Source organism: Aerosakkonema funiforme FACHB-1375, from assembly GCF_014696265.1.
Taxonomy (GTDB): domain Bacteria; phylum Cyanobacteriota; class Cyanobacteriia; order Cyanobacteriales; family Aerosakkonemataceae; genus Aerosakkonema; species Aerosakkonema funiforme_A.
The window spans coordinates 18,097-44,290 of record NZ_JACJPW010000044.1 but is presented as its reverse complement, the minus strand read 5'-3'; the positions used below and the strand labels follow the sequence as shown (position 1 = coordinate 44,290).

Genomic DNA, 26,194 nt, shown 5'->3' with positions numbered 1-26,194 from the left:
TTTAGTTATGTGCTGCTATGCCACTTCTGAAAGCGATCTGTTTTGATTGTCCCGATCGATCGCACTCTCCCAGAGGTGCAAAGAAAAGGGGACAAGAAAGCTAATTGTATGAATGCAGCTTGCATTTAACTTAAAATTTTGCCTTCGATCGCTACTTATTTAACCGCGCTTTCCGTAACAAAAGTAGCTCTTCTGTATAGTTCTACTTTAGGATTTTAGGTAATTTTAAATTATATTAATTATTCTTAAAAAATTTGCCCTTAATATGCGATGTATGCAGATATGTCCATTTGCGTACTTACGCAGAAATATCAAAATATATACAAATAAATCTACGTATACTTAGGAATATTCCCTATACTGCTTGACATTTACACATATATGTCATTCTGGCAATAGGGTAAATACTAAGTATTTTTTTGTCTAAAACTTCATATAAGTGGCTAAATTTAGCCACTTATATGAAGTTTTAGTAAAGTTAGGTAATCAAGTGGTTGTTAATGCTCTTGATATGTAGTAGATGTCTATTAATACTATTCGCACATGAATTTTAACTGGAACGATCGCGCATAGCTCAAGCTGATTAGGGCTTTCGTTACGGTTGTGAAGTATATATCTTCAAATTTGATGTTTTTGCACAGAATCGTTCAGAAAACGGTGTATGAAAAACCTAAGTAAACCCGGTAGCTCCACCGATCGAGCTTTGAAGTTTTTGGAGCAGAACACCTGCTTCTTACGCTCTTTGTTTGCTAACTGCAACCACGATGTCGATAAGGTAACAACGATTATTGAGCCAATATTGAACGCACCGAAACGCTGCGAAATCACTCCTTTTTACATCCAGGCGATCTGCACGGAACACGCAACTTTCCTAGTGACAAATATTACAGAAGGTCAAGTGGTTCGAGTGGTGGACAGTGCTTCTAGTTGGTTAATCGGTAGGCGATCGAACTGCTCGATCGCGATTCCAGACCGCTGCGTTTCGCGCCAGCACGCTGTACTTGGGCACGAAAGAGGTCAGGATTTTCACATTACAGATATCGGTAGTAGAAATGGTAGCAAAGTAAACAATCGCCCCTTAGCAACTTTGGAGCGTCGCAACCTTCGCGATGGAGATTTGATAGAGCTAGGCTTTGTTCAGGTAGAGTTTTTTATTACTACCTCTCAAGAATCATCGCAACTTGGCTCCGAGCTCAGTATCACCGACTGGATGTAGAATCGGAAAAGTTACTTTTCCGATTCTGTTCGGTAGTAGACTGATGATTAATTTTTAAATTTTTAATGTTTAGTTTTTAACTAACTGCTGTTTGCGCCGCCCGATCGACTGTTTCTTGGAACTTGATCGCATCTTGGCGGGGATCGACGTGGGTAACGCGCACTTCCATGCGATCGCCTAAGTACACAGAACGCCGAAACACCATCGGCAATTCCAATCCCAAATCCTCTAACAGGATTAAACCTAGCCTGTCATCTTCCCTTAACCAACGCAACAGCAGTGCTTGCCATACTCGATCGGAATTGCGTCGCAGATACTCCAAAGCCCAATAACGATGGGTTTGGCGTTCTACTAAACTCGCTTCTTGGCTGACAGCTGTAACGCTCATCATCACTTCCTTCATTTCTTCAGCTGAAAAAGGCAGCTGTTCTCCTCTTAGATGAGCCTTAATTTGGAAATGAGTGAGCAAATCGGTATAGCGACGAATGGGAGAAGTTACCTGAGTATAAATCTGCAAACCCAGACCGGCATGACGAGCGGGAATGATACTCATTTCGCTGCGCGGCATACATCGACGCATGGCGGCGGCGCGAACCCACCCGGCGGGCAATTGGAGCAATTCCTCTTCTGAGGGTAATTCTGGTTGAGGCTGACTGCGAAACGGCAAAGGAATTTGGTGAGCTTGACCGTAGCGAGCGGCGACTTCACCGGCAACGATCATCATTTCTGCTACCATTTGGCGAGAAGCCGAATCTTCTAAAACGTGGATATAAATCTCGTCATCTTCAACCTTAATCAATCCTTCTGGCAGATGAATGCCGATCGCTCCTTGAGAACGCCGCCATTTTTCCCGCCGTTGCGCTAAAGATGCGATCGCAGCTAATTCCGGTTCGGCGGGGACAGCCAATTCCAGCATCTCATCCACATCTTCGTATGTGAGGCGATAGGTTGGCTTGATAATGCTGGCATGGATGCTGTACTCTTGCACGGCTCCATCTTCATCGAGTACAATACCAAAACTGAGGGCTGTACAAATTTTGCCCTGCACTAAACTCATCGGGCCGGTCGCCAAATCTGGAGGGAACATGGGAATCATCCCGGTCGGCAAATAAAGGGTCGTACTGCGACGGCGGGCTTCCAGATCTAATTCATCCCCCGGCATCACCCAGCGAGTGGGGTCGGCGATGTGAACCCAAAGTTTTTTCCGCCCATCAGCCATTGTTTCACAGCTCAAACCATCATCTATTTCGCGGGTACTTTCATCATCTACCGTGTAAACTTTCAGATGAGTTAAATCCAGACGATTTGTGTCCGCATCGGGAGGGGGAAACTCGATACGCTGCTGAGCCACTTCTAGCACCTTAGTTGCAAAGTTAACAGGGATCTGGCTGCGCCGCAGAAACAGGTTTTCGTGCGTACTCCACAAACCCATCTGCACCAGGAGATCGAAAGCCGCTTGGGGAGTGTTGGTTCGTTCCAAAGCTACCAGCGTTTCTTGGGCTACAGAACGTCCGGAAGCTTCTTCTCCCAGAGAGGCAAACTTTTCTAATGCCTCCAAACGAGTGCGATCGCTACTCTGCCATTCTACCGGTTCACCAGAAAGAGCTTGCTGCACGCGAACCAAAAATTCTTCCGATTCTCGTTTGCGCTGTCCCGCTACTTGCAACTGATGTTTCAGTTCCTCAACAAGATTGCGAGAGCGAGGTTCGTAGCGGTCTCCCTTTTGTTTGAAATATAGTTTGTCTTCCGACAGCAGGTAGTAAGCTGCGTAACACACAGACGCACTTTGCTCGGAAAACAGTAGCATCGCCATTTCGCCTACGCTGACGCTCGTACCATCTTCGACCAATATTTCCCAGGCTATTTCCAAACTGGAAGGGTCGAGATACAGCTCTACCTCTTGCCGGAATTTAGGAATATCCTTTGGCTGGTAACTTTGACCAGTCACTTCATAACTGATTTGCTGGGGATTGACGGTATATGATTGACCGCGCTCATCTTGCACGACCCACTTTGTTTTGCCTTCCGGGCGTTCTGCAACTGTCAACCGCCGCTCTCCGTGCAGCCGAACTTCTATCAGCCTTCCTTTTTCCACAATTTGTCGTTATCCCCGTGCAGTCTTGTAATTTTAGATTTTTAGATTTTAGATTTTGGATGTGGGGATAGCTGTATTAGTGGCAAATACTTTGGAACTTAGCTGTAGCCTAATAATCTCAGGATTTAGGCTCTTGCGAGTCAGAAACCCGGTTTTTACTGGATTTCCAGTTTCCCAAACCACGATTTTTCATAGCAACCGGGTTTCTTTGTAGTCCTAAATCTAAAATCCTTGCATCCAAAATCCAAAATCTGCTTAACCTTCTTGGTTAATAAAGGGCAACAGTGCCAGTATGCGAGCACGCTTAATCGCTATTGTCAAGTCTCTTTGTTGCTTGGCGGTCAAACCTGTGATGCGGCGCGGCAAAATTTTACCCCGCTCGGTCACAAATTTACGTAATAAATCGACATCCTTATAGTCGATCGGTTCGCTTGGTTTTATGGGAGAGAGGCGACGACGGTAGTAGGTCATAGACAATTGGTATTTGGTGAAAGGTAATTGGTAAAAAGGTAATGGCGCATTGGAATGTAGGATTCTAAATGAAGGGTTCTGGATACAAGGCTTTTTTCCAGTCCCCACTCAACAGTCCCAATTCCCATCTACTTGATTTCCTTGTGAACTGTGTGTTTGTTACAGTGAGTGCAGAATTTCTTCAGTTCCAGCCTTGCCGTCGTGTTGCGGCGGTTCTTTTGGGTAGTGTAACGAGACACGCCATTCGATCGCTTCACTGAATTAGAGCGACACTCGGTACATTCCAGTGTCACTATGATACGAACACCTTTAGCCATAAGTTTACTAGCTGCAACGTCAGGGCAGAATTAAACACAAATATCTATCATTTCATAAAATGGGTAGCTTCAGCAACCGATCTGTGAAGTTTTTAGGGCTAGGGGCTAGGGGCTAGGGGCTAGGGGCTAGGGGTTAGGGACTAGGGGAAGAGGGAAGAGGGGGAGAAGTTTTTTAGTATAAGAAGAAGTTTTGAGGGTGGGTGGATGGCAATGTTTTCGGTTGAACAAGCAGAAGCAATTATTTTAGAAAAGGTGCAACCGCTAGATACAGCGCGGGATACAGAAGTTGTAGACTTGTTGGGAGCAATGGGGAGGATTTTAGCGACACCAGTCACAAGTCAACTAGATTTTCCCCACTGGGATAACTCGGCGATGGATGGGTATGCGGTGCGTTATGCTGATGTGCAAGGCTGTAGTGCCGAAAAACCAGCGATTTTGGCAATTGTGGCCGAAATTCCCGCCGGATATCAACCCCAGCATACTATTCAACCGGGACAAGCTGCGAGGATATTGACTGGTGCGATGATGCCAGCCGGTGCGGATACGGTGGTCATGCAGGAAGTAACGAAGCGAGAAGGCGATCGCATTTTCATCTACTCAGCACCAGAACCGCAAGCATTTGTCCGCCATCAGGGTGCTTTCTACAAAGCTGGCGAACCGCTATTACCAGCGGGAATTGCTCTCGGTGCTACGGAAATTGCTGTGCTGGCATCTGCCCAGTGTACCCAACTTTCCGTTTATCGTCGCCCTCGCGTGGCAATTATCTCCACTGGCGACGAATTGGTAACCCCAGACCGAGCTTTGCAACCCGGTAAGCTGGTAGACTCGAATCAATACGCTTTGGCGGTGTTGGTAGCGCAAAGCGGCGGAATACCGGAAATGCTCGGTATTGTTCCCGACGAACCGGAGGCGCTCAAAAGTACGATCGCCAAAGCTATCGCCTCTGCTGATATGGTAATTTCTTCCGGCGGTGTCTCAGTTGGCGATTACGATTACGTCGATGAAATCTTGGCTTCCCTTAGTGCCGAAATACACATTCGCGCCATTGCGATCAAACCGGGTAAACCGCTGACTTTCGCGACGTTCTCCCAGTCCGGGGAAATTTCTTCCTCTCCCCCATCCCCTATCCCCCATACCCTATATTTCGGTTTGCCAGGAAATCCAGTATCATCTTTGGTGACTTTCTGGCGGTTCGTGCAACCTGCGCTGAAAAAACTGGCCGGACTTTCCCAATCTTGGGGCCCAAATTTTGTGCAGGCGCGATCGCAGCAAGAGTTGCGATCGGATGGTAAGCGGGAAAGTTATCTTTGGGGTAAATTGCAATTAGTAGATGGCCTGTACGAATTTGATTTAGCCGGAGGAAGTCACAGTTCTGGTAATTTGATTAATTTAGCCCAAACTAATAGTTTAGCCGTTCTGCCAGTCGATGTAAAATTTATCCGCCCTGGAGAAATGGTAAAAGTTTTACAGGTCGGCTCTCCCCTGCTAAATTAACGATTAGCCCACCATTCCCAACTCCCTTTTTTCCTTTTGACTTTTAACTTTTAATTCTCCCACTCCCCCGCTCCCCCGCTCCCCCCTCTTCTCTCCTTCCCTAACCCCTAACCCCTAGCCCCTAATCCCTAGCAGGCGTATAGTAAAATTGCCCTTAATTCTTAAACAATTGTGAAAGCGATAACACTTCTTGGTTCCACCGGCTCAATAGGTACTCAGACTCTGGATATCGTCGCTCAGTACCCCGACCAGTTTAGGATTGTGGGATTGGCAGCAGGAAGCAATGTGAAGATGCTAGCTGAGCAAATTCGCCAATTTAAACCGGAAATTGCCGCTATTTGCGCTGAAGATAAGCTGCCAGAACTGAAAGAGGCGGTTGCTGACCTCGACCCCCAACCGATTTTACTGGGTGGCGAAGCGGGTGCGATCGAAGTGGCACGCTACGGCGATGCAGAATCTGTGGTAACTGGTATTGTTGGTTGTGCGGGATTGCTACCTACTATCGCCGCCATCGCAGCTGGCAAAGATATCGCTTTGGCAAATAAGGAAACCTTAATTGCTGGGGGGCCGGTCGTGATACCTTTGGTAGAGAAACACGGCGTCAAGCTATTACCAGCAGATTCCGAACATTCAGCGATTTTTCAGTGTCTGCAAGGCGTTCCACCAGGAGGTTTGCGGCGCATTCTGCTTACGGCGTCTGGCGGTGCTTTCCGAGATTGGCCTGTGGAAAAGTTGCCAGAAGTTAAAGTTGCAGATGCGCTGAAGCATCCCAATTGGTCGATGGGTCGCAAAATTACTGTCGATTCTGCTACATTGATGAATAAGGGATTGGAAGTAATTGAGGCGCATTTTCTTTTCGGTTTGGATTACGACGATATCGAAATTGTGATTCATCCCCAAAGCATTATTCACTCTTTGATAGAATTGCAAGATACTTCTGTTTTGGCTCAGTTGGGTTGGCCGGATATGCGCTTGCCGCTGCTTTATGCTATGTCTTGGCCGTCACGAATTTACACTGATTGGGAACGCTTGGATTTGGTGAAAGCTGGTAGTTTAACTTTCCGAGAACCGGATCATCAAAAATATCCTTGTATGCAGTTAGCTTATGCTGCCGGTCGTGCGGGTGGTTCAATGCCTGCGGTATTGAATGCGGCAAACGAACAGGCAGTAGCGCTATTTTTAGAAGAGAAAATCGGCTTTTTAGATATTCCGAAAGTGATTGAGCGGGCTTGCGATCGCCATCAATCGGACAATCAACGAAATCCATCTTTAGATGATATTTTGGCAGCAGATAAGTGGGCGCGTCAAGAAGTTCTGTCAGCCAGTAAAATGTTGGAAAAGCCTGTGATTTCAGTTTGATAAAATGAATTATATCGAAAAGGCGATCGCTACCTCAGTAATTTCTGCTGCCATTGGCGGATTAATAGGGGCTTGCTCTGCCCAAGAGCCGAAAATCCTCATTAATCAAAAAATGGGAGAACATTTCTATAACCGAGGATTGGAAAGGTTGGAAAAAAGAGATTACCAAGGTGCGATCGCCGATTTCAACGAAGTAATTCGACGCCAATCTAGTAATTATCTAGCTTATACCAACCGCTGTGTCGCCCGCTTTAAAATAGGAGAAATACAAACGGCGATAGCAGATTGCGATCGAGCAGTTCAACTCAATCCAAAAGATGGTGACGCCCGTTACAAACGGGGAAATCTCCGCATTTATATTGGCAATAAGCAAGGTGCGATCGAAGATTTGCAGACGGCAGCATTAATTTATCAACAAGAAGGTAATATGCCGCGATACCAAGATGCAATGGAGAAATATCAAAAATATTCAAAGGATATAACCCAGGATGGCAACATCTGATTCAATCCGATAATATGGAAGTATAAATACTATCCATTCCAAGGATGTAAGCGGAAATTAAACAAGGAGTTTTTGAATTATACAATTAATTTTTAAGGTTAGTCAAAATGAATGCAGAAGAATTGTTTAACCAAGCTGTAGCCAAATTAGGACAAGGAGATATTTTCGGAGCGATCGCAGATTTCCAAACAGCAGCGATAATCTGTTTCAAACGTAGAAATATGGCTTTTTATCAACAAATACAGGAGACGATCGCACAGCATCAGCAGTAGTTGAGCCAGATTGCTCATGAGCGCCTGCCAATACGATCGCACAAATGGCGCTCGCTGTGATGTACTTCTTGATTAGTTCGCAGATAATCTCGCACCCACTTGCAGCCATACTCTAGCGGATCGAGCTTGAGAATGCGGTTTAAGTCCCACAGAATCACCATTTGGTCATCACCCCCAGAAGCGATCGCCTTACCATCTGGGCTGAAAGAAATCGCAAAAAGACTGGCGGTATGTCCGCTGAGAGTTTTGAGCAAAGTGCCGTCTAACTTCCACAGTTTGACGGTATTGTCGGAACTGGCAGCAGCGATCGTCTGACCGTCAGGACTGAAACTAATGGCAGTAAAACCGCTCATATTAGGGCCAGTCAGTATTTTGTAGGGCTTAGTTTCAAACTCACCCGTAATATCTTTTCTCCAAAGTTGAATTGTCCCGTCCACACTTGCGGAGGCAATAGTTTGACTATCTGGGCCGATCGCAATTGCCCAAACAGCATTTTTATGTCCCTGAAGGCTCCCAAGCCAAGTGCCGTCAGGCTTCCATAAATCAATTAAATTATCTGCGCTGGCGGCAATGTATTGACCGTCAGGGCTGAAAGCAACACTCCAAACTCTAGAACCGTGAGCCTTGAGGTGTTTGTAGGGTTTGGTTTCAAAAAGGTTCATACCGTCAACCCTCCATAGGTTAACAGCCCCATCATCACCTCCCGATGCCAAAAGCTGTATAAATTCTGACTTGTGGGCAGGCGAAAATCCGGGCTCGAAGCGATCGGTAGAGGTCACATTTAGCCTGCCGAAGGCAACATCAAGCACCATCGCACTATGCCCTTGAAGAGTTTTGCTGGCAGTGCCATCTAAACGCCAAAGTTTCACCGTATTGTCGTCACCTGCCGATGCCAGTATCTGACCGTCAAGGCTGAAGGCGATGCCATTGATTCCACCAGTAGTGTGTGCTTGGATGGTTTTAAGCAAAGTACCATCCGATCGCCAAAGTTTGATTGTTTGGTCTGCACCCGCAGAAGCGATCGGCTCACCGTCAGGACTGAAAGCGATACTCGAAATCGACGCCGTATGACCGTTAAGGGTTTTTAGCAGCGTCGCAAACGGTTTCCAGAGTTTAACAGTGGTATCGGAACTTGCCGAAGCGATCGTCTCACCGTCTGGGCTAAAGGTAACATCCCATACAGTAGCGCTGTGTTCCCTAAGCGTTCTCAATAAAGTTGGCTCTTTTAAAGTAACTTCCGGAGGAGCCTGAAATATTGGTAGCTTTCTTTTGCCTTCTGGAACAGTTTTAAACATTATCGGCTCAGAAGTCGGCTCAGAAAGTTTAAAAATATTACCGTTGTAAAAGCCAGAAAAAATGCCATCCAACTTCCAAAGTTTGACCGTTTTATCTGAGCTTGCCGAGGCAAGGATCTGACCGTCTGGACTGAACGCCACTCCATGCACTTCCGCTTGGTGTCCTTTGAGCGTTCGCAATAATTTACCGTCTCGTTTCCAAAGCTTAATGGTATTATCAGCGCTTCCAGAGGCGATCAGCTTTCCGTCAGGGCTAAAGGTAACATCCCAAACAGATGCCTGATGACCTTCCAGACTTTTCACAAAAGTACCGTCCGTTTTCCACAGTTTGACGGTGGCATCTACACTGCTAGAAGCGATTGTCTTACCGTCCGGACTGAAGGCAACATTCCAGACGCTACCGCGATGTCCCAGCAATGTTTTCAACAAAGTGCCATCCCGTTTCCAAAGTTTAACGGTTTTGTCTGCGCTGGCAGAAGCTAGAACCTCACCGTCGGGGCTGAAGGCAACGTGCCAAACAGCCGCACGATGTCCTAAGAGGCTCCCTGCTAAAGTGCCGTCCAGATTCCACAGATTCACGATTCCATTTACATAGGCAACCGCAATCTGGTGACCGTCTGGGCTAAACTGCACTCCGTAGGCTACCGAATCGTATTTTATAGTTCTGATGATGCTACCGTCTCGCTTCCAGAGTTTGACAGTTTTGTCGTTGCTGGCAGTTGCTAGAGTCTTTCCATCCGGACTGAAGGCAACGCTCAAAATAGCGCCCGTATGTCCTGACAGGCGGTTGAATTCCAAAGCTCCATAAACTGTCTGTTGCAGTGCATTTTCAACTTGAGTCTCGGTTTCTATATCTGTATTCTGGGTTGTAGAAAGCTTGAAAACATTACTGCCCCATGAGCTTGTTGTTAATGTTCTCCCTTGCAATCGTTGTTTTGCTTTGATGGCATCTACCAGCCCATCTAATGTTTGATGGGAGGCAAACAATCCTTGAGATGATGAAGCGAGTGCCTGAACTTCACTAATTCTGGCGTGCCATTCGCTCACGACGGCTTTGCGGTATTGCCAGAAAACTGCCGCTCCCAATCCAATGGCGATCGCTAATGCAATACTCAGTACGGCAATAAATAATTTTCCTAGCAGGGCACTTTCTTTTTGTTGTGCCAGTCTCTTTTGTTCCTCTGCCAGTCGCGCTTCTACTTCTTCCGCTCGTTCTGCCTCCAATCGGATCTCAACCTCTCGCCTGTCGAGTTCTTGAGACACAGCTAAAAACTGATAATCTAAGTCGCTCAAACTTTTGCCTCGCGACCACGATTGGGCATCTGTTAAGGCTTGTCCGCGCAACAACCGCGATTCATCTGTTCGATTGGAAGCTATCCAAGCATCAAATACCTGCGAGTAAGGGCGCAGCGAACTTAGTTGTTTTTCTACCCATTCTAAATTAAAAACTTCTTGATAAATCCGGTTTCTAATCTTCAGTTTTCCCTGGTCTTTGACTACCAAACCAGATAGCAACAAATCCACTTGTTCTTGCGAGTCATCCGTCTGTACTTCTGTACCTTGTAATATATGCTGGTACAGCCCCAACAATCTTCCCGCACGAAGCTCGTTTCTCAAAAGGCGATCTCTTATCGTCCGCAAATGTTCTGGCTCATCTTGGGATTCCCATTTGTGAATGATGCGCTCTCGCACCAAATTTTCTACCCAAAAAGCCTCTGTTCCCGGAGGAAGAGTTAAGTTATCGCTGAGTGCATCTTGAACTGTCCAAACCACTAATTGACATAATTTTTGGGTTAGAAATGGTTGTCCTGTTGTCCAAGCTAGTATCTCTTTGAGAATGTTTTGAGGATTACTTACCTTTCCCTCTAGTCCTTGCGCTAGCGGTTGCGCTTCTGCTAATGTAAAACCGTGTAAATCGATTGCTTTGCCAATATTAAAAGGCGTTCTATTTTTATCTTTTATTAAATCCGAAGGGCTTGTTACACCAAACAGTGCAAAGCTTATGCGGTTATATTCTGGATTGATTGCTCGTTGATTATAACAATAGCGAATTAGCGCAAAAAAATCATCTATTGGAAAATTTAAACTGATAATACTATCGATTTCATCTATAAATATAAACAATCTTCGTGTGGGGAATTGCTTCAGCAATAATTCAGCAATAAACTCGCCTAGCTTTTGTAAAAGCGAGTATTCTTCTTTTTCTTGCCACCATAATTTTAAGTTAATTTTACCCAAGCAACCGAACCCCAACCACAGATCTCCCACGACTCCCTTATACCACTGCAAAGGCGTAATATTCTCACTACCGATCCGAGTCATGTCAATGCTAGTACAGAGGCAACCTTCTTTTTCTAATTGATATTTTGCTCTCACAAGCAGAGAAGATTTCCCCATCTGACGGGAGTTAAACACATAACAGAATTCACCTGCTTTCATTGCTTCATATAATTGTGAATCAGCAGAACGGACAACATATGTAGGATCGCCATTGTGAAGACTGCCACCAACTTTATACCTGATAAAAGCCATTTAGGTAGCTCCAAAATTTTATAAGTTTGCAGTATCTTATCCTGGCTATTGCAACAATAATACTTTTCATAAATTGAGCATTATTTAAATAATGTATATATATTTATCCCGGTAAATACGCATATTTATGTCTGCTCGAATTCACAGCTAACAGTGCGTTATCTGTGAGCTTTTCCTTAGCAAGGATAGCGCTCATTAGACATCTCCAAAAATTCTTGTGGGGTAGGCATCCTGCCTGCCTTTGAGATTCCTTTGGAGGAGATGTCTATTAGGAAAGTTTTTCGCATTTGTCAAACCATTTTATTAAGGGTAATGCTTACCAGTTTTAGAGTCAAAGAGATGGTGAGAAAGGGGGGTTCTTTTATGGGAGGATGTTCGATGTAAAGTTTAGAGTCTAGGGACACAGTGCGGCTGGTAAATTCCGGAACTGCTTAAAATATAAACTTTTTTATGCAATTAGGGATAGTTTCTTCTTCAAACAACTTTACTTTAAACCATTGACAAATTTACATATTTATGATCCAGTCGTGATTTCAGCTGTTGCTGAGGAGGTAACTAGAGTTATGTAACAAAAAAGACTATCTTGTGTTTGTGCTGTCAAACCCGGTTTTTGAGACTGGTAGGTCAATGTAACCGCAATACTGCTTACGATCGCGTTCTTACTAGCAGCAGTTAGAGCCCCTTCCCTGACAATTACCAGCTATAGTGGAAAATAGCTGGCTGGGTACTACGCTTTTATGTATTGATAAATCAAATTATGCCAATAGATCTAATTATTTGGATTGCTGCTATAGTTGTAGCTGGTTTAGTGTTTACCTTGTTGCTTAAAGTAGTGAAAGCAACTATTAAAACTGCTATTACTATCGCTATAATAGTTTTGATTTTGCAGTTATTCTTTGGCATTGGCCCCAATCAGCTTTGGCAGCAGATTATTTATATTCCCCAAGCATTTTGGCAAGCAGTAACTGACAAATAAGCACATAAAAAATACTCCCTTTATTTCAGGTAAAGAGAGTGTCTTAAAGCATTTACAATTTGGTGGAAAGTCTGACTAAGGCATCTTTTACTGCTGGTGGCAATTGGCGCATAATCTTACCTTTTTCGCGATCGACTGCTACCAACGTTACCCGCGCCGATAAATATAGTTCTTCTCCATCTAAGGACTGAATTTGGTTATCCCAATTGAGGCGCACGCCGTCGATTTCTGCCATTCGCGCCTTAACTTTTGCAGTCATTCCCATTCGCAGGGGGCGATGATAGCGCACGGTAAGTTCTACCACAGGTAGATCGCAACCCAAAGCTACCAAATCCGCAAATTCAATGCCAATCGATCGCAAACATTCTACCCGTGCTTCTTCCATCCAAGCAATGTAAGAACCGTGCCAAACGTTGCCTGAATAGTCGGTGTGGTGAGGTTGTACACGGATTGGATATTCAAACCACGTTCCCGTTACCATTTCCCGCAGGGTTTGAATAGCGCCAGTGGGTGGAAGTTGAAGTTGTTCGCTCATCTTTCAGCGGTCAGTTGTTAGTTGTTAGTTGTCAGTTGTCAGTTGTCATTATTATTTTTTTGACTTTTGACTTTTGACTTTTCTATCCCTTAACTATTTTATCGCGGTTTGATAACTTTGGGAGCGGCAACGGCTGCCACAATACTCGTATCAATAAGGAATTTATCTGCATCGTAAACGCCAGACCAAGCTGCGAGAAGACGAGCTGCCAGTCTTAACAGCTCCGCTTCGGAATTTAGCCCCCATAATGTAGCTAAAGGTGAGTCATTTTCATATCCGGAAGAGCTGTGACGATCGCCCAAAGCCAGCCGCCATCCTACAGGTATACCGGCTATGCTGTTATAAGCTCCAGAAATAGCACCTGCGATCGCACCGGTAATCTGCGCTTGCGGACAGCGAGAAGCCCGAATAACGCTAAGGCGGAGATCTTCCAGCGTACTCAAGAAACAGTAAAAAGCCAAGGCAATAGCGGCATTAGGACGTGGTGCGGAATGACGGGGCATCAAAGTTGCCAAAGTCATTTCTAATCCAGCGCCTTCATCTAATAAACTTTGGACTTGTTTAAGCTGCTGTACCAGTGGCGTTTCGACATCAAGATACTCAAGCGTTTGCGGAATGAGGGTAGCGGGATCGAGTTTTTCTTTCAGTGCCAGCGCGATCGCATATCCGACAGCTAAAGTGCCATCTTTCAGCACAGAATCATCTTGCCACACATCTGCCACTTGATGTAAATTTTGTCGCAGTTTGGCTTCATCTTCATGGAAAAATAAAGCTACCGGCACAGTCGCAACGATGCCGGAACCAGAAACGCTTTTTGGTGGAAAGTAAGATGAAGCGGTGATATCCTGATGCTTTCCTGTGTCTGTGGGGGAAGGTAGCGTTTCTTCAGGAGACTCGCGCCAATCGGCTAAATCTAACTTTCCTTGTCGGATCAAGCCTTCAGTACCGCGCACAACTAAACGACCCCAGCTATACAGCTGCCCAGAAGGTTGCTTTACACCCAGCTGCCACGAGTTACCGTAAGCGCCCCAAATTTCTCCTACAGCAGCGCCCAGCAAGGCACCGCGAAACCTGCTTAATAGAGAGTACTGCATCAATCTATTTTATGAGCAACTGCAATGACACCGAGATTCGTCATAGTAACTTAATTTATCTTTGCCAAATACCTATCTTTTGTTAGAAGTCTAATACTATTAAGCAGTTTAGCCTGAGATCGGTAGGAAATGGGGAATGAGTGTAGGCGACGATCTTGAAAAGACGGTAATGCGATCGGTAATTGGCGATCGTTTTGCTTGTCTGTTGTGCTTGTATCTTCGCCATTTCTCCATCACCCATCGCCGATAGCTGTATTAACTATGTTCGATCCCAGCCAAATACTCGCTGCCAAAATTGACCAGATTGTAGAAAAGTGGATGGATGCTGTCCGCAAAGACAAGCACGTAGAAAGTGCAAAGAATCTATCGGATACGGCGTTGAGCAATTCTTTGACAATCTTGCTCGATCAGTTAGTCAAAGCGCTGTCTCACTCTCAAGCAGAGAATAGGACAACTATTATAGATGCGAGTGTAGAGCATGGCACCCATCGCGCCAAGGAAGGATTCGATCCAGCAGAAATTACCTGGGAATACAGTATACTGCGGCGAGTGATTTTTTCGGAAATAGAACCGGAGCTACTTCAATGTCCTCCCCAAGAAATTACACGAGCGCTTGACTTGATTAATGGAGTGATAGACGAAGCGATATCCCAGTGTTTCAAAAGTTATGTGGAAGGGCGATTGGAGGAGATCGATCGCATTCAAGCGCAATTAAGCCTCACCAATCAGGAACTCAAGCGGTTAGTTCGCGCCAGTCAGGACAGCCTTGCATATATGGCCCACGAGTTTAAAACACCGCTTACGGCTATTATTGGCTTCTCCGATACGTTTTTGCGCCAGCAACGAAAAGCCGTTAAATCGGAAGATTCCCTTCCTAACATCCGCAACATCGAGCGAGTGCTAGATGGTGGACGACACTTGCTCCACATAGTAAACGATGCGCTGGAACTTGCTCGCTATGAATCCGGTCAAATCAAACTCAATCTAGTTCCCACACAGGTAAGTCTCATTATTGACGAAGTTACCGAAATGATTAAACCCCTAGCACAAGCAAAGAATTTGGATCTGCAAGTTAATTGCGATCGCGCTCCCGTCGAAGCGATCGTAGACCCTCTGCGGCTACAAGGGATTTTAATCAATCTGCTCAGTAATGCCGTTCGCTATACAGATAGAGGTTGTGTTATAATAGAATGTCTCGCACAAGCAGACCAAAAGTGGTCGATTCGTATTACCGACACGGGAATTGGGATAGCGCCTCACGATAGAGAACGCATTTTTGAACCTTATTCCCAAGCTTTTGGAAAAGATGCTCGTCGGGATAAAGAAAGCACAGGTTTGGGACTGGCAATTGTGGCCCGATTAGTCAAACTGCTCCAGGGTGAAATTCACCTTGATTCTCAAAAAGGTGTCGGGTCTACTTTTACAGTGACTTTTCCGCTCCAGATTACAGCCTAGCGAAGTTTTGCCGAAGAAATCACACCTAAGCTGATGTTTGAGATTTCCGGATCTCGTTAACCAGAGCTTGTAACCCCAAACGGTAACTTTCCGCGCCAAAACCGCTGATTTGCCCAATCGCAACAGACGCAATCCAGGAATGATGCCGAAATTCTTCCCGCTTATAGATGTTACTCAGATGAACCTCTACAGTGGGTAGCGCAACGCCTGCGATCGCATCCCGAATCGCTACACTGGTGTGGGTATAGGCACCTGCATTAATCAGAATGCCTTGATGACGCCCCAAAGCACCGTGAATTGCATCTACTAAGATGCCTTCGTGATTCGACTGTAGCGCTGTTACCTCAGCGGTTAACACCTGCCCTTCTTTTTCTAGCAGGCGATTGATTTCATCTAAAGTTACACTACCGTAAACTCCTGGTTCTCGTTGTCCCAGCAAGTTTAAATTCGGGCCATGCAGTACCAGAATACTTAGTTTTTGCAATTTAGTTTTTGCAATTGTTTAACTTAATTCAGACGGACTAGCGGCGACGCCCTGGTTCGTTTACAGGAATGGGAATCGGTTCTGGTTCCGGTTGAACCTCTGGGCCGAGCAGCACTTCGAGAATTTTACGTGCCCATTCCTTCAGCGTTTCCAGTATATCTTCGATAAGGTCCATTGAAAAGACAGCTCCTTCAATACTGCCTGAGTCTTCCGCTCTAGAGCGAAACACCCAGTATTAAGTCTGAGGTTTTGAGAACTCAACCAATATTTTTGTATCTAAATATACAAAAATTTTCCAGCATGGTTGCACTGGTTATTGAGTTCTTTACTTTATGATAACCAATAAATCCTACAAGGTTAAGGATTGTTAATAAATTTTCAATAGTTTAGGACAACAAATAGCGACGCAAGCGATCGAGAGCGCTACAAGTGCTGAAGTGGCGAATTAAAGAGCGGTCTTGCAGTGGATTAAAGCGATGCTCGCAACTTTCCACCAAGCCGTTTGGCCCGGCCAACCCGATGTAGACCAAACCTACAGGCTTAGTTTCCGTACCGCCGCCCGGACCGGCTATTCCCGTAATACTGAGTCCCCAAGTTGTAGAGAGGAGCGATCGCACACCTGCTGCCATTTGCTTGGCCACCGTCTCGCTCACAGCCCCATATTGAGCTAAGTCATCCGGATTCACTCCCAACAAGGAAATCTTGACCTGATTATCATAAGAAATTATCCCTCCTTGGAAATAAATAGAACTTCCGGGGACAGAAGCGATCGCACTACCCAAACCGCCGCCAGTGCAGGATTCTGCAACGGAGAGAGTTTCATTGGCTGCTTGGAGGAGTTTTCCCACTACCGAAGCCAGAGAGTCGTCATCTGCGCCGTAATAATCCAGACCGGCAATTTGTTGCAGTTGTGCTGCTACTGGCGATATCATTTCGTCAGCCAACTCAGCAGACGCAGCTTTAGCAGAAACTCGCAATTTCACCTCACCCATACTCGCATAAGGAGCAACAGTTGGATTTGAGAGATTCAAAAAAGGAGCAACTTTTTCCGCCAATGCCGCTTCGGCAATGCCCCAAAATTTTAACATCCGGCTTGCAATAATTTCTTTACCCCAACCTTGACTTTTCAGGTAAGGGACAGCAGTTGCTTGCCACATCCGCTGCATTTCAAACGGCACACCTGGAAACGTGAGGATAGTAAGGTTGGGGCGGGGTTGCCAGATTATACCGGGCGCTGTTCCCCACTGATTCGGTAGAATTTCTGCGCCTTGAGGAATAAGGGCTTGTTTGCGGTTGCTGGGAGTCATTTCGCGTCCGCGCCGATTATATTTGTCGGCGATATCTGCGAGAATTTCTGGCCGTTCTTCTAGAGGGACGCCAAAAAAGTCCGCAATAGTTTCCGTCGTAAGATCGTCAGGAGTGGGGCCAAGACCGCCAGTAAAAATGAGGATCTCAGATCGATCGCACGCAATAGCCAGCACTTGTTGGAGGCGTGCGGGGTTATCTCCCACAACCGTTTGGTAATAGTGAGGAATTCCGAATTGAGCTAATTGCTGGGCTAAAAACTGGGCATTGGTATTGAGAATATCACCCAGCAGTAACTCAGTTCCGACACAAATAATTTCTGCGGTCATTTTAGGTGTACTTCGACTGGGGACTAGGGACTGGGAGGGGAAAAATTTTCATTCTTCCTCCTAGCAATGTATTGCCATACCTTCCAACTGGTAAAACCCAGCAGCAAGGTTCCAGCTAAAGCATAGAGTAGCCCATGAGGTACGCCAGCAAAAGCCAATGCCCAACTGCCCGCCCACAGAGTTAAGGAATAGATAAACAATACCGTCAAGCGGTGTGATAAACCAGCCTTGAGGAGTCGGTGATGCAGATGTCTTTTATCGGCAATAAACGGAGATTTACCGTGACGCAGACGATCGAGGATCACAGCCGACATATCCAAAATCGGTACTGCTAAAATCACATAAGGCAGAGCGAAAGAAGTGAAAGCTGTAGTTTTTACCAAACCGATCACACCAACGCCAGCCAAGGTAAAGCCCACGAAGTAAGCACCGCCATCCCCCATAAAGATTTGGGCTGGGTTGAAGTTATAGCGGAGAAAACCTAGCAGCGCACCTGCCAAGGCTGCCACAATTAAGGCTGCGGCTGGTTGACCCATAAACAAGCTGACAATCAGCATCACGAAGGCGGCAATACCTGACACACCGGCGGCTAAACCATCCAAACCATCGATCCAGTTAGTGGCGTTGACCATACCTACTAACCAAAGTACCGTGATCGGCAGACCGATCCAATCTGGCAATGGCAGTGCGTCCTGAAAAGGCATGGAGAGAAAATTAATTTGCACACCAGCTTTCCAAGATGCGCTGGCGACGATTACCTCGATCAACAGCCGGGTGAAAGGTGACAAGCCAAACAAGTCATCCGCTAAGCCAATCAAGAAAAAGGCCAGACCTCCAATTGTGACACCCCAAATTTCGTACTCCTGATTTGGGGGGAGAATCTGGCCACGGGCATCTACAAAGCCGCCAGACCACCACACGACTAAAAGTGCGATCAGAGTTCCGGCGAAAATGGATACGCCTCCCAAGCGCACCATCGGGCGCTGGTGAACTTTTCGTTTGTCCGGTACGTCAAACAGTCCGCTTTTGAGGCCAAATTTGTTGACAGCTGGCGTACTCCAGAGGACAACTAGGGCAGAGACTGCAAAGGCAATCAGATGGTAGGGGTAAGGCATCTGAAATCAGTAGGAAGTGCGACAAAAATGCGTCAGGCAGAGTCTACTACATTTCAGACCTTCACTGTTCCCGCTCTCAATCCGTAAGGGAAGCGATCGAATATTTTCATAGCTGCTACGCCAGTGCGGGTACTGGTATGCTGAGGTGCGGGTACAGAGGAAAGCGATCGCATAGAGAAGCCACTCGACGGCGACATTCCTGGGCAACTGTGCCGTCTTCCGGATTGAGAAGTCGATCGGCTATGATATCGCCAATTTCGATAAACTCTGGCGTTCCCAAGCCCCGTGTGGTCATGGCTGGAGAACCCAATCGCAAGCCGCTGGTAACGAAGGGCGACTCGGTATCGAAGGGAACTGTATTTTTGTTTGTGGTGATGTTTACTTCTCCCATGAGTTGGTCTGCCCGTTTGCCGGTCATACCGATGCAACGCAGGTCAACTAGCATGAGGTGGTTATCCGTGCCCCCAGACACAATTTTAAAGCCGCGTTCTTTGAGTTGGTTCGCCAAAGCGCGGGCGTTTTCGATGACTTGCGCCGAATAAGTTTTAAATTCTGGTTTGAGGGCTTCTCCAAACGCAACTGCCTTCGCAGCGATGACGTGTTCCAACGGCCCACCTTGAGTGCCTGGAAAAACGGCTTTATCCAGTTGTTTGCCCAATTCTGGATCGTTGGTCATAATTAAACCACCTCTAGGGCCGCGCAGAGTTTTGTGAGTGGTGGTGGTGACGACGTGACAGTAGGGGAGGGGATTGGGGTGATGACCGGTAGCCACTAATCCGGCAATGTGGGCAATGTCGGCTAGCAGGTAAGCACCTACTTCGTCTGCGATGCTGCGGAATTTGTCAAATTCAATGATGCGGGGATATGCTGAGTAACCGCAAACAATCAATTTGGGACGATGTTGTTTTGCCAGATCCCGAATCCGATCGTAGTCTAGTTGTTCTGTTTCTTGACTGACGCCGTAGTGACAAACTTTGAACCATTTCCCGGAAACGTTGACTGGCGAACCGTGGGTCAGGTGTCCGCCGTGGGACAAATCCATTCCCATAATCGTGTCCCCTGGTTGCAACAAGGACAGGAAAACGGCAAAATTAGCCTGAGCGCCTGAATGGGGTTGTACGTTGGTATGGGCTGCGCCGAACAGTTGTTTTACGCGGTCTATCGCCAGTTGTTCGACTTTATCGATAAACTCGCAGCCGCCATAATAGCGCTTAGCGGGTAACCCTTCTGCGTACTTATTAGTTAAAACAGAACCCTGTGCTGCTAAAACAGCTGGCGAGGTAAAGTTCTCGCTGGCAATCAGTTCCAGATGGTCGCGTTGACGCTGTAGTTCCTGCTGGATGAATTCTGCGATCGTCGGATCGGTCTGGTGCAAAAATTCTAAGTTAGTGTTAGTCACAAAGCAAATCTCTAGGAAAGCAAAAGAAGAAATCGTAATGCGCGGTCGATCTATCCCACCCACGCTTGTGCAGTCGCTCTTGTCAAGCGTGCCGCGTCCATCATCATAACCGTTTAAGCTAAATTGGACAAAGTTACCTGTCTCAATTTTCGACTCTTTATGAAGGCTCTCACCTTCAAGGGTGCAACGGCTGCACTCACTATCCCCTCTGCTGTAAAAGCATTGGGGAATACTTTTCGGATGATATTCAAGCTGCCATTGATGTCAGCATTGATCGGTTTACCGCTGGCAGTTTTGTACAGACCTCGCTTTCAGCCTCAGAGGACTTTGGCAATGCTTCAGAAGTCCATTCAATTTCCACGCAATGACTTTCAAAAAACGCCTGATACAGGGCGAAGTTGAAACTAACTCTTTACGAATCCGGTGTTAGGGGGTTTCAACCCACGGCAAATTAGGTCTGTATCTTAAGTTAGCTGTAACTATTATCACACAAAAAGCAAAGCCGCCGTTCAACGGCGGGGTGAAGAGACCCAGGAATTTCGATGATTTTACACTATCGCCCAAGAACCCTGGCATACAATGAATTCAGTGGCATCGACCCTATGAGGGAGGTGTGAAATGCTTGTCATGGTAATGGAGGATGGGATCGTTCCCTCCCAAATCGTTTGTCAAAACTGTTTGCTGGCCGATCGCAGCGGTCAACCCCGCTGGAGGGGCGGTCAACTCCGCTGCGGTCATGCAATCCGCAAACTCGCCGAAAATCAACCAGAGCAGTACGAGTGCCAAATGGGCTTCCGAGTTACCAACATTGAATAATCTCGGTGTCTGGAATTTAATTTTTTTAATCTGTAGACGTCGAGAGTGTTTTGGAACTAAGATCGTTCCAAGCTCTAGGCTATTTTATGGCCTTTTCTCACCTAATCAAAAAGTACCAATTTAATTTTGATAGGAGAATAACCGATGACTTGGCGCGGACGCACTTCCATCCCAGATCGCCTTTGGTCTTGTGTAGTCTACATTCTACCTCTAATTGAAGTGTTTGTATTGGGAATATTCTTAATGGCAAAGTTTCCCATAATAGGACTGTTTTATGTACCTCTATTTCCGGTTATGTATGTGTATGCCTTTTTAGGAAGTCAGATCCCGTATTTTAGTTTCATGGTATTTTTGGCTTTGTACTTTTTCCTGGTGAGAAATGGAAAAATTAACCATTTTATTCGCTTCAACATCATGCAGGCTTTGATGCTGAGTATCGTAGTGCAACTATTTTTGACAATTATGGAGCTTTTGAATCTATTGTACCTACCGAGTATGTACAGTTTGCTAGTATCCGGAATTCCGCAAGGTAGCAGCTCATCTGCATTTATATTGGAGATAGTTTTAGATGCCATATTCATCGGAATAGTGGCTAGCTGTTTATATTCTATTGTCCAAGCTTTGAGGGGAGTTTATGCAGAAATTCCTGTAATTTCTGAAGCTGCTTATGTACACAGCCGCAGTTGCTGCGATTAATTAATTTGGTGAGAGTAAAAAGGCTTTTTTGTCCCAGTTCCGTTGGCCTTGTTTAAAGTCTGGCGTAATTAGTCCGGAAAACGGATTTTTTAGGCTGGGAATTAAGCATAGGTCAGGAATTATGGTAAAATCAATTAGGTTTACTTATCACAGAATGTACAGGAAAACGCTAAGCAAGGAAAAGAGGGCTTTTAAACAGTGGATTTCTTCACAAGTTCTTCACTTTTGAGTTTTACTATATGGTGACAGAAGGTTAGCTTTAACCTAACCAAGTGACCAAACAGGCTTTCTTTTATAAGTGAAAGGGTAATCTTTTTATGGTGAAACTAAATCCGCTTATGTTGAAACTAAATCCCCTTGCTAGGATCGTCCGAGTCAGCTCACGTACTTTATTGGGCGCATTAGCGCTACTAAGCGCTCCTACCACATTTAACTCTTCTTTACCCCAGGCAAGTGGCAATGAATTGATAGCTAATGCAGCCGAGGTCAAACAGTACGTTCCTCCCAGCGGTAGAGAGCGACTCCAAAGAACAGAAGGTAGTGGATCGCGAGGATGCACAAATTCTATACCAGTATCTTTAAAATTATTAACGCCGAGCGACCATATTGCACAGACAGTCTCAGGTCGCCCCACATTCTTTTGGTATATATCAAATCCGACCAATGTACCAATGGAGTTTAGTTTGGTAGAGCCAGGAATGACTCAACCGATTTTCCAACAACAGCTCAAAGTTGATAAAGCTGGCATAGTTAAGGTGGAGCTGCCGGCAAACGTTTCAGAACTGGCGGTAAGTAAGCAGTATCGATGGACAGTTGCTTTAGTTTGCAGCCAAAAGCGTCCTTCGGAAAATATTTATGCCCGTGCTTGGATAGAAAGAGTTTCCGCCTCACCTGAATTAAATCAAAAGCTTGCTGCTGCTACTTCCGATCGCGATCGCGCTTTGATATATGCTCGCTCTGGTATTTGGCAAGATGCCATAGCCACCCTTTACAGGGTTTATACTGCTAATCCAGGCGAAAATCAAGCTTTAGATGCTTTGAATAAGTTGCTGGAACAGGTTGGTTTAACGCAAGTGGCAGCAAGTAACTGAGAATTTATTAAATTTCGATCGCTAATTTACACCAAAACGGATATCCCTTCAATTAAAATGTATTGTTGGGAAACGCTTGAGTTTGCCACTTCAAGCCGATTCTTTTACTCAGCAGTTTTCAAGACTAAATTTCGACTTTTGACTTTGACCGAACGATCGTCTTGTCGAACTTAGCCTTGAAACTGTTTATGCTGTTTATAGTTAACAATTTGTAATCTCAACCAATGAATAATACCAAAATTACGGCAATGCTCACCGGAGCAGCCTTTTTTACATTTTTGCTATCTACAGATGCGATCGATATTGCGAGCAAACATTCGCTTGCACAATGGAAACAGTTGAGCGTCTGGAATAACAAAGCATCAGCCGATCCATTGGGAGGTTATGTTCCCCCAGTCGGTCGAGATAGAATTGAACGCACTGAAGGAGCTGGATCGCGAGGCTGTCCTTCAGGTTCTTTCGGATCGCTCACATTACTAATTCCCAACGATCATATCGGATTGACCGTTTCCGGTCGTCCCACTTTCTCCTGGTACGTCTCATCAGCGCCATCAATGCCGATGCAGTTTACCCTTGTAGAACCTGGAGTAGCCAAACCATTGCTAGTTAAACAGTTTCGCAACGATAAAAGTGGCATTATTCAACTAGAACTGCCGCCAAATGTGCCAGAATTGTCCACAGGCAAAGTATATCGGTGGACAGTATCTTTAGTGTGCAATGCTAAGCGTCCCTCAGAGAATATTTACGTGCGAAGTTGGATCTCAAGGGTTGACTACCGAACTGGAATCAATAGCCAAAGCGCTTCGGAAAGCGACTCTTATGCACAAAAGCTTCGCCAAACTGCCGCCGCTTACGCACAATCGGGAATTTGGTATGACTCGATTGCTTCTGTTACTAAAGCTTATTTAGTAGAACCTCAAAATCGACAAAATTATCAATATCTCCGCTTTTTGTTGGATGCAGTAGGCTTATCTCAGGTTCCCATTTCCCAACCACAAATTTTGGCGGGAAATTAAAGCTGAATTCAGGAGCAAAAATTCAAAATTAAGCATAGATAGTTCAGGTTGAATTATAACGCCTGAATCTAGGCTCCTGAGTCCTGAATTTTGACTCCTAACGCCTGAATCCTGACTTCTGACTTTTGTCAATGATAAAGCATTCTTCAGCTAAATTATTTAAGCAATTTTTGGGGCGGTTGTCCTTCAAAAATTGCCATATATTAGCCAGCCAAATAAAAAAGGTAGCTTGGGAATGGCGAGGTGTGGCGTTAGTGACATCTGGAGTAGCAGGAATAACAATCGCCATCAGAATGTTCGGATGGTTTCAGCCTTCAGAATTAGCAGCTTTAGATCTTCGCTTTCGCCTGCGTCCTCAAGAACCGACCGACAATCGCATTTTGCTCGTCAGTGTGGAAGAATCAGATCTAGCTAAGCTAGGACAATGGCCTTTTTCGGATGCCACTTTGGCAGAACTTATAGAACGGATTAAGCAAAAAAGACCAAAAGCAATCGGACTGGATTTGTATCGCAATTTGCCCGTAAAACCCGGTTACAAAGAATTGGTAAAAGTATTTAAAAGTACTCCTAATTTAATCGGCATTCAAAAAGCGATCGGAGACAAATATATTTCTGCGATCGCACCTTCTCCCGTGCTTGCCGAATTAGGGCAAGTCAGTGCTAACGATATTATTGTAGACTCGGATGGAGTAGTTCGTCGTGCCGTACTTTTTCCTATGCCTGAAGGTAATGAAGGATTACCCACTTTGGGATTAGCGGTAGCAATGCTTTACTTAAAGGAGCGAAGAATTACCCCTAAAGCAGACAAAAATGGCTTTCTGCAATTGGGGAAAACAGTTTTTACTCCTTTTGAGAAAAATGATGGTGGCTACGTGCGTGCAGATGCGGGAAGTTACCAGATTTTACTAAATTTTCGGGGGCCTGCCCGCACATTTGTAACTGTTTCGGTAATGGATATATTGCAGAACCGAGTTTCATCGAATTTAATTCGCGATCGCATCGTTTTAATTGGTGCCAAAGCCAATAGCCTGAATGATGTTTTTTACACGCCTTACAGCGGAGGTTTTAGTAGCAGTCCGGTGCGGACTTCGGGAGTAGAAATTCAAGCAAATATCGCGAGCCAAATTTTGAGTTCTGTTTTGGACGATCGGCCTTTAATTCAAGTTTGGCCTGAACTGTTAGAAAACTTATGGATTTTAGTTTGGGCTGGGATAATTCCTGTGTTTGCATGGAAATGGCGACACAATCCAGGTAACTTTTTTATCGGCAAAGTTACAGCACTCATACTTTTGGTAGGCACTTCTATATTACCGATCGGTTACTTCAGCTTTTTAGCAGGTTGGTGGATTCCTGTTGTATCGCCATTGCTAGCTTTACTAAGCTCGGCCATAGCAATTGGAAGTTACATTTATGTCAGCAAGTTGCACGAACTGAATACCATGCTAGATCGAAGCGTCAAAGATCTAGAACACGCTTTAGAGAAATTACAGCGCTCGCAATTACAATTAGTCAATAGTGAAAAAATGTCAGCCCTCGGTCAATTAGTATCGGGAGTTGCTCACGAAATAAATAACCCGATCGGTTTTGTTTCTGGCAACCTCACCCATATGCAAGAGTATATCCAAGATTTGATCGAGCATTTAAAACTATATCAAGAAAAATTTCCCAATCCCGGCACAGAAATCGCAGAAAATGCTACTGAAATAGACCTTGAATATACCTTAGAAGACCTGCCCAATATAATTACATCAACTCAGGTTGGCATGAACCGAATTAAGGAAATTAGTGTATCGTTACGCACTTTCTCCCGTAGCGATACAGCTAATAAGGTAGCGTGTAACATCCATGATGGGATTGATAGTACTTTGATGATTTTAAAACACCGCCTCAAAGCGAATAGTCACCGTCCAGACATTCAAGTTATTAAAGAGTATGGCAAGCTACCTGCGGTAAGTTGTTATTTAGGCCAATTAAATCAGGTAATAATGAACTTATTGAGTAACGCCATTGATGCGTTTGATGATTTCAACCAACAACGCTCTTTAGATGAAATTAAAGCTAATCCCAATATAATTATAATTCGCACAGAAATATCTGAAGATAATTCTATGGTAGCGATTCGTATTAAGGATAATGGTCCTGGCATACCGGAAAGCGTACAACAGAAAATTTTCGAGCAACTATTTACAACTAAAGGAGTAGGTAAAGGCACTGGTTTGGGTTTATCAATCAGTCGCCAAATTGTTGAGGAAACCCACAAAGGCAAATTGACTTGTATTTCTGCTCCTGGAAAAGGAGCAGAGTTTGTGATTGAAATACCCATTTGATTC

Annotated in this window: 24 protein-coding genes; 13 read left to right on the top strand and 11 right to left on the bottom strand. The window is 45.3% G+C overall.

The annotated features are described in order from the left end of the window. Positions 1 to 661 precede the first annotated feature (661 nt). Entirely contained in the window at positions 662 to 1,216 is a 555-nt protein-coding gene (locus H6G03_RS18015; protein WP_190466131.1) for an FHA domain-containing protein, read from the top strand. Between the two features lie 76 nt (positions 1,217 to 1,292). Here the strand turns inward: H6G03_RS18015 and H6G03_RS18010 are convergent, their stop codons facing one another. The 3 genes from H6G03_RS18010 to rpmG form a co-directional block, all read right to left on the bottom strand. After that, a complete protein-coding gene (locus H6G03_RS18010; protein WP_190466127.1) occupies positions 1,293 to 3,311 on the bottom strand; it encodes a ribonuclease catalytic domain-containing protein in 2,019 nt (672 codons plus the stop codon). 255 nt (positions 3,312 to 3,566) lie between these two features. Beyond that, a complete protein-coding gene (gene rpsR / locus H6G03_RS18005; protein ID WP_190466124.1) occupies positions 3,567 to 3,782 on the bottom strand; it encodes a 30S ribosomal protein S18 in 216 nt (71 codons plus the stop codon). A 128-nt stretch (positions 3,783 to 3,910) separates the two neighbouring features. Beyond that, entirely contained in the window at positions 3,911 to 4,099 is a 189-nt protein-coding gene (gene rpmG / locus H6G03_RS18000; protein ID WP_190466120.1) for a 50S ribosomal protein L33, read from the bottom strand. Between the two features lie 210 nt (positions 4,100 to 4,309). Here rpmG and H6G03_RS17995 point away from each other — a divergent pair, with 210 nt between their 5' ends. The 4 genes from H6G03_RS17995 to H6G03_RS17980 all read left to right on the top strand — a co-directional run bounded on the left by H6G03_RS17995 (position 4,310) and on the right by H6G03_RS17980 (position 7,726). Next, positions 4,310 to 5,593 carry a molybdopterin molybdotransferase MoeA gene (locus H6G03_RS17995; RefSeq protein ID WP_190466186.1) on the top strand — a complete coding sequence of 428 codons (1,284 nt, stop codon included), beginning with the start codon at positions 4,310 to 4,312 and terminating at the stop codon, positions 5,591 to 5,593. A 171-nt stretch (positions 5,594 to 5,764) separates the two neighbouring features. Further along, complete coding sequence (dxr, locus tag H6G03_RS17990; protein ID WP_190466117.1) at positions 5,765 to 6,952, top strand: 1-deoxy-D-xylulose-5-phosphate reductoisomerase; 1,188 nt, start codon at positions 5,765 to 5,767, stop codon at positions 6,950 to 6,952. A gap of 4 nt (positions 6,953 to 6,956) precedes the next feature. Beyond that, a complete protein-coding gene (locus H6G03_RS17985) occupies positions 6,957 to 7,454 on the top strand; it encodes a tetratricopeptide repeat protein (protein WP_190466114.1) in 498 nt (165 codons plus the stop codon). A 107-nt stretch (positions 7,455 to 7,561) separates the two neighbouring features. After that, complete coding sequence (locus H6G03_RS17980) at positions 7,562 to 7,726, top strand: hypothetical protein (RefSeq protein ID WP_190466111.1); 165 nt, start codon at positions 7,562 to 7,564, stop codon at positions 7,724 to 7,726. Positions 7,727 to 7,740: 14 nt separating this feature from the next. Here the strand turns inward: H6G03_RS17980 and H6G03_RS17975 are convergent, their stop codons facing one another. Next, positions 7,741 to 11,553 (bottom strand): WD40 domain-containing protein, encoded by a 3,813-nt coding sequence (locus H6G03_RS17975; RefSeq protein ID WP_190466108.1) that lies wholly within the window; start codon positions 11,551 to 11,553, stop codon positions 7,741 to 7,743. Between the two features lie 757 nt (positions 11,554 to 12,310). Here H6G03_RS17975 and H6G03_RS17970 point away from each other — a divergent pair. After that, positions 12,311 to 12,529 (top strand): hypothetical protein, encoded by a 219-nt coding sequence (locus H6G03_RS17970; RefSeq protein ID WP_190466105.1) that lies wholly within the window; start codon positions 12,311 to 12,313, stop codon positions 12,527 to 12,529. A 52-nt stretch (positions 12,530 to 12,581) separates the two neighbouring features. Here H6G03_RS17970 and H6G03_RS17965 read toward each other — a convergent pair whose 3' ends face one another. Next, on the bottom strand, positions 12,582 to 13,064 hold the full coding sequence (locus tag H6G03_RS17965) for an acyl-CoA thioesterase (protein ID WP_190466102.1): 483 nt from the start codon (positions 13,062 to 13,064) through the stop codon (positions 12,582 to 12,584). A gap of 98 nt (positions 13,065 to 13,162) precedes the next feature. Then, positions 13,163 to 14,158, bottom strand: coding sequence for an ADP-ribosylglycohydrolase family protein (locus H6G03_RS17960; RefSeq protein WP_190466100.1), 996 nt, complete (start codon positions 14,156 to 14,158; stop codon positions 13,163 to 13,165). A gap of 261 nt (positions 14,159 to 14,419) precedes the next feature. Between H6G03_RS17960 and H6G03_RS17955 the strand changes: the two genes are divergently transcribed. Continuing rightward, entirely contained in the window at positions 14,420 to 15,613 is a 1,194-nt protein-coding gene (locus H6G03_RS17955) for a sensor histidine kinase (protein ID WP_190466094.1), read from the top strand. A gap of 25 nt (positions 15,614 to 15,638) precedes the next feature. Here H6G03_RS17955 and aroQ read toward each other — a convergent pair whose 3' ends face one another. From aroQ to glyA, 5 genes are all read right to left on the bottom strand, one after another. Then, positions 15,639 to 16,097, bottom strand: coding sequence for a type II 3-dehydroquinate dehydratase (aroQ, locus tag H6G03_RS17950; protein ID WP_199315350.1), 459 nt, complete (start codon positions 16,095 to 16,097; stop codon positions 15,639 to 15,641). 37 nt (positions 16,098 to 16,134) lie between these two features. After that, positions 16,135 to 16,272, bottom strand: a complete 138-nt coding sequence (locus H6G03_RS17945; protein ID WP_190466092.1) for a hypothetical protein — start codon at positions 16,270 to 16,272, stop codon at positions 16,135 to 16,137. 211 nt (positions 16,273 to 16,483) lie between these two features. Next, positions 16,484 to 17,731, bottom strand: coding sequence for a competence/damage-inducible protein A (locus tag H6G03_RS17940; protein ID WP_190466089.1), 1,248 nt, complete (start codon positions 17,729 to 17,731; stop codon positions 16,484 to 16,486). Between the two features lie 23 nt (positions 17,732 to 17,754). Continuing rightward, a complete protein-coding gene (locus tag H6G03_RS17935) occupies positions 17,755 to 18,846 on the bottom strand; it encodes a glycosyltransferase family 4 protein (protein WP_190466085.1) in 1,092 nt (363 codons plus the stop codon). Positions 18,847 to 18,961: 115 nt separating this feature from the next. Then, positions 18,962 to 20,245 (bottom strand): serine hydroxymethyltransferase, encoded by a 1,284-nt coding sequence (gene glyA / locus H6G03_RS17930; protein WP_190466083.1) that lies wholly within the window; start codon positions 20,243 to 20,245, stop codon positions 18,962 to 18,964. 159 nt (positions 20,246 to 20,404) lie between these two features. Here glyA and H6G03_RS39280 point away from each other — a divergent pair, with 159 nt between their 5' ends. The 6 genes from H6G03_RS39280 to H6G03_RS17900 all read left to right on the top strand — a co-directional run bounded on the left by H6G03_RS39280 (position 20,405) and on the right by H6G03_RS17900 (position 26,191). Then, on the top strand, positions 20,405 to 20,647 hold the full coding sequence (locus tag H6G03_RS39280) for a hypothetical protein (protein ID WP_190466080.1): 243 nt from the start codon (positions 20,405 to 20,407) through the stop codon (positions 20,645 to 20,647). Positions 20,648 to 20,863: 216 nt separating this feature from the next. Further along, complete coding sequence (locus H6G03_RS17920) at positions 20,864 to 21,061, top strand: hypothetical protein (RefSeq protein WP_190466077.1); 198 nt, start codon at positions 20,864 to 20,866, stop codon at positions 21,059 to 21,061. A gap of 144 nt (positions 21,062 to 21,205) precedes the next feature. Continuing rightward, positions 21,206 to 21,757, top strand: a complete 552-nt coding sequence (locus tag H6G03_RS17915) for a Tic20 family protein (protein WP_190466074.1) — start codon at positions 21,206 to 21,208, stop codon at positions 21,755 to 21,757. A 338-nt stretch (positions 21,758 to 22,095) separates the two neighbouring features. After that, positions 22,096 to 22,848: a DUF928 domain-containing protein gene (locus H6G03_RS17910; protein ID WP_190466073.1), complete on the top strand. Its 753-nt coding sequence runs from the start codon at positions 22,096 to 22,098 to the stop codon at positions 22,846 to 22,848. Positions 22,849 to 23,072: 224 nt separating this feature from the next. After that, positions 23,073 to 23,864: a DUF928 domain-containing protein gene (locus H6G03_RS17905; protein WP_190466069.1), complete on the top strand. Its 792-nt coding sequence runs from the start codon at positions 23,073 to 23,075 to the stop codon at positions 23,862 to 23,864. 131 nt (positions 23,865 to 23,995) lie between these two features. Further along, positions 23,996 to 26,191 (top strand): CHASE2 domain-containing protein, encoded by a 2,196-nt coding sequence (locus tag H6G03_RS17900; RefSeq protein WP_206756636.1) that lies wholly within the window; start codon positions 23,996 to 23,998, stop codon positions 26,189 to 26,191. Positions 26,192 to 26,194 lie beyond the last annotated feature (3 nt).